The organism is Massilia sp. CT11-108, assembly GCF_047302915.1.
GTDB classification, from domain to species: Bacteria; Pseudomonadota; Gammaproteobacteria; order Burkholderiales; family Burkholderiaceae_D; genus Telluria; species Telluria orientalis.
In genome coordinates, this window is sequence record NZ_JBKYMO010000474.1 from 1 (window position 1) to 4,232 (window position 4,232).

The following is a 4,232-nucleotide window of genomic DNA, read 5'->3' on the forward strand; positions in this document are numbered from 1 at the left end:
GTGTCCCGCGGCAGGTTCAGGTCCGCGACGACGAGCGCGGCGCCCGCGAGCTGGGCCTGGCGCGCGTCGATGTACGCCGGCTCCATGCGGTCATACAGCGCCATGTCGGCCAGCGCCACGACCATCTCGCCGTCGCGGTCCAGCACGGCCGTGTACGTGCCGCTGCAGCAGCCGTCCAGGCGCAGCGCGCCGCGCACGTCGATGCCGAGGCTCTCGGCATGGTCGAGCAGGGCGGCGCCGGAGGAATCCGCGCCGATCGCTGTCAGCAGCGCGACCGTCGTGCCCAGCCGGGCGAGATTCTCGGCGATGTTGCGCGCCACGCCGCCGAACGATTCGCTCTGGCTGGCCGGGTTCGACGTGCGCAGGGCGAGCGGCGCCGTCGAGCGCAGCTTGCGGTCGAGGTTCGCCGCACCCACGCACACGACGGGACGGCGGTCCGGCAGCACGTAGGCGCGCCCGAGCAGCTTGCGCTCGCGGATCAGGCCCGCGATATAGCCGGCGACCGCGGAGCGCGACAGTCCGAGCTGGTTGGCGAGCTCCTGCTGCGAAATGAAAGGATTCGCGCGGATGGCCTCGTAGAGATGTTGTTTCTTCGACGGTTCTGTCACGATGACGGTTGGGTTAAACTTTTGTTTTTCATCTTAAACATATGTTTGCACAAGGTCAACGCGGGCATATGCATGATTGGAGTCTAGCGCGAATTTATTCCCGCAAGATATAAATCTGCCAGAAAAATGGTATTTGCCAACACAATCGGGGTTCATGCATAGTTGGCATATGTTGGTGCATCCCTCTGCCCCATTCTCGACCGGACCGCGACAATGACTACTCACTCCTTCAGCAACACTCCTTTCGAAGCCGCCGACGTCATCCGCGCCCGCAAGCCGGGCTTCACGCCGCGCGTGGCCCTGATCCTCGGTTCCGGCCTCGGTGTGCTGGCCGAGCAGATGGAGGATGCGGTGGCGATCAGCTACGCCGACCTGCCGGGCTTCCCGATCAGCACCGTGCACGGCCACGCGGGGGAACTGGTCCTGGGTACGCTGGCCGGTGTGCCGGTCGTGTGCATGAAGGGCCGCGGCCACTTCTATGAAGGTTACGGCCCGGCCGTGATGACCTCGGCCGTGCGCACGTTCAAACTGATCGGCTGCGAACTGCTGTTCGTGACGAACGCCGCCGGCTCGCTGCGTCCGGAAGTGGATGCGGGCAGCGTCGTCGTGCTGACGGACCACATCAACCTGCTGCCGGGCAGCCCGATGGCCGGCCCGAACGACGACCGCTTCGGCCCGCGCTTCTTCAGCATGGCCAATGCGTACGATGCCGACATGCGCGACCTGATCAAGGCCACGGCGGCGGAGAAGAACATCACCTTGAATGAAGGCGTGTACCTCGCCTGCCCTGGCCCGAACTTCGAGACGGCCGCCGAGATCCGCGCGTTCAAGGCGCTGGGTGCGGACGTCGTCGGCATGTCGGTCGTGCCGGAAGTGATCTCGGCCCGTCATTGCGGCCTGAAGGTCGCGGGCATGTCCGCCATCACGAACCTGGCCGAAGGCCTGACCCCGTTCCCGCTGTCGCACGAACAGACGCTGAAGTATGCTGCGATTGCGGCCAAGGATATGGTCACGCTGATTCACGGGTTTATTGAACGACTGGGTAAAACGACTAACGCGGCCTAAACACACCGTCGTTCCCGCGGACGCGGGAACCCATGCTGAGGTGCCGGCAATCGTTACGGGTAACGCCGACGCTGTCGAGTTCCGGGCTTCAGGATGGATTCCCGCCTTCGCGGGAATGACGTGTTATCTGACTTGGAAAAATAGACATGTCACGCGCATTCATCCTCCTGCTGGACTCCTTCGGCCTGGGCGCCTTGCCCGACGCCGACAAATACGGCGACGCGGGCGCCAACACCCTCGGCCATATCGCGAAGTGGGCCGCGGATGCGGGCAAGCCGATGTCGCTGCCCACGCTGGAAACCATCGGCCTCGGCGCCGCCGCGCACAAGGCGAGCGGCGAGTGGCCCGCGGGCTTCCAGAAACGCGATGGTTTCACCGGCGCCTGGGGCGTCGCGCGCGAACGCTCGACCGGCAAGGACACGCAGAGCGGCCACTGGGAAATCGCCGGCGTGCCCGTGCTGTTCGACTGGGGCTACTTCCCGAAGACCGTGCCCACGTTCCCGCAAGAGTTGACGGACAAGCTGGCCGAGATCACGAATGTGCCGGGCTGGCTGGGCAACTGCCACGCGTCCGGGACGACCATCATCACGGAACTGGGCGACGAGCATGTCGCGACGGGCAAGCCGATCATCTACACGTCGGCCGACTCCGTGATGCAGATCGCCGCGCACGAAGAGCACTTCGGCCTCGAGCGCCTGTACCAGGTGTGCGAAGCCGCCTATGAGCTGGTCAAGCCGTACAACATCGGCCGCGTGATCGCGCGTCCGTTCACCGGCAGCAACGGCAACTACAAGCGCACGAGCAACCGCCACGACTACGCCGTGCCGCCCGTCGCGCCGACCTTGCTCGACCACGTGAAGGGTGCCGGCGGGGAGGTCATCTCGCTCGGCAAGATCAGCGACATCTTCGCCGGCCAGGGCGTCACGCAACTCATCAAGGGCGCCGACAACATGGCGCTGTTCGACCGCCTGCTGGACGTGGCGGACACCGCGCCGGACAAGTCGCTCACGTTCGTGAACTTCGTCGATTTCGACATGCACTTCGGCCACCGCCGCGACGTCGCCGGCTATTCGAACGCGCTGCACGAACTGGATGCCCGCCTGCCGGACTTCATCGCGAAGCTGAAAGAGGGCGACCTCGTCGTCATCACGGCGGACCACGGCTGCGATCCGACGTGGCCCGGTTCCGACCACACGCGCGAACACATCCCGATGCTGTTCTTCGGCCCGGCCGCGCCGGCGCGCGAGCTGCCCGTGTCCGACACGTTCGCCGACATCGGCGCCACCCTGGCGCACCACCTCGGCGTCAAACTCCTTGCCAACGGAACCGCTTTGCTATGAGCCCGCATTTAGATCTCACCTTGGACTTTCAACGTAACACGGCAATCGACCTCGACCTGGGCTGGATCAACCACCTGAAGGTCAACCGCAACGCCGCCGACCGCCGCGCCGCCAGCCTCGCGAACCGCCGCACGGTCAAGAAGGAATACCAGGCCGCGTGGCTGATCCGCGCGATCGAGTGCATCGACCTGACGACCTTGTCCGGCGACGACACCCCGGGCCGCGTCGAGCGCCTGTGCCGCAAGGCGATGCGTCCGCTGCGCGCGGACCTGATGCAGGCACTGGGCCTTGACTCCCTGACGACGGGCGCCGTGTGCGTCTACCACGAGATGATCCAGCCGGCCGCGCAGGTGCTGCAGGGCCGCCTCCCGATCGCGGCCGTGTCGACCGCGTTCCCGGCCGGCCTGTCGAGCCTCGAAACGAAAATCCGCGAGATCGAGCTGTCCGTGGCCGCGGGCGCCACCGAGATCGACATCGTGATCACGCGCCAGCACGTCCTGACGGGCAACTGGCAGGCGCTGTACGACGAGATGGTCGCTTACCGCCAGGCGTGCGGCGACGCGCACGTGAAGGCGATCCTCGCGACGGGCGATCTCGTCACTCTGGAAAACGTAGCAAAAGCATCGTGGGTCTGCATGATGGCAGGCGCCGATTTCATCAAGACATCGACCGGCAAGGAAGGTGTGAACGCGACCATTCCCGTGTCGCTGGTGATGGTACGAGCGATCCGCGAGTACTATGAACGCACCGGCTACAAGGTCGGCTACAAGCCGGCCGGGGGTGTGTCCTCCGCCAAGGCCGCATTGCAATACCTGACCGTGATGAAGGAAGAGCTGGGCAACGAATGGCTGCAACCGCATCTGTTCCGCATCGGTGCCTCCAGCCTCCTGACCGACATCGAGCGCCAGCTCGAGCACTACGTCACCGGCAGCTATTCCGCGGCACACCGTCACGCGCAACCTTGACTCAGTTGATCACCCACGGACCTGTCATGCCCACTATTAAAGAAATTCTGCAAACTATGGATTACGGCCCGGCCCCCGAGAGCACCAAGGAAGCGCAAGCGTGGCTGGAAGCCCATGGCCGCCGTTTCGGCCTGTTCGTCGACGGCGCCTGGACCGATGCGAATGAGACGTTCGGCTCGTTCAATCCGGCCGACGGCAGCGAGCTGGCGCAGGTGACGCAGGCGTCGCAGGCCGACGTCGACCGCGCCGTGGAC

The 4,232-nt window shown here is 65.2% G+C and carries 5 protein-coding genes; 4 read left to right on the forward strand and 1 reads right to left on the reverse strand.

What is annotated here, in order from left to right; genetic code table 11:
* The coding region (locus ACEN88_RS25650; protein ID WP_413344208.1) for a PfkB family carbohydrate kinase at positions 1–608 on the reverse strand (608 nt) is incomplete at its 3' end.
* Between the two features lie 213 nt (positions 609–821).
* Here ACEN88_RS25650 and xapA point away from each other — a divergent pair.
* The 4 genes from xapA to ACEN88_RS25670 form a co-directional block, all read left to right on the forward strand.
* Positions 822–1,673 (forward strand): xanthosine phosphorylase, encoded by an 852-nt coding sequence (gene xapA, locus ACEN88_RS25655; RefSeq protein WP_413344210.1) that lies wholly within the window; start codon positions 822–824, stop codon positions 1,671–1,673.
* A gap of 146 nt (positions 1,674–1,819) precedes the next feature.
* Positions 1,820–3,013, forward strand: a complete 1,194-nt coding sequence (locus tag ACEN88_RS25660; RefSeq protein WP_413344212.1) for a phosphopentomutase — start codon at positions 1,820–1,822, stop codon at positions 3,011–3,013.
* Positions 3,010–3,978: a deoxyribose-phosphate aldolase gene (gene deoC / locus ACEN88_RS25665; RefSeq protein ID WP_413344214.1), complete on the forward strand. Its 969-nt coding sequence runs from the start codon at positions 3,010–3,012 to the stop codon at positions 3,976–3,978. The genes ACEN88_RS25660 and deoC overlap by 4 nt, the downstream gene beginning before the upstream one ends.
* A gap of 26 nt (positions 3,979–4,004) precedes the next feature.
* A partial coding sequence (locus tag ACEN88_RS25670) for a hypothetical protein (RefSeq protein ID WP_413344215.1) occupies positions 4,005–4,232 on the forward strand: 228 nt, incomplete at its 3' end.

Coding starts and splice junctions, on each gene's coding strand:
- xapA (WP_413344210.1), top strand. CDS start 822: ATGACTACTCACTCCTTCAGCAACACTCCTTTCGAAGCCGCCGACGTC.
- ACEN88_RS25660 (WP_413344212.1), top strand. CDS start 1,820: ATGTCACGCGCATTCATCCTCCTGCTGGACTCCTTCGGCCTGGGCGCC.
- deoC (WP_413344214.1), top strand. CDS start 3,010: ATGAGCCCGCATTTAGATCTCACCTTGGACTTTCAACGTAACACGGCA.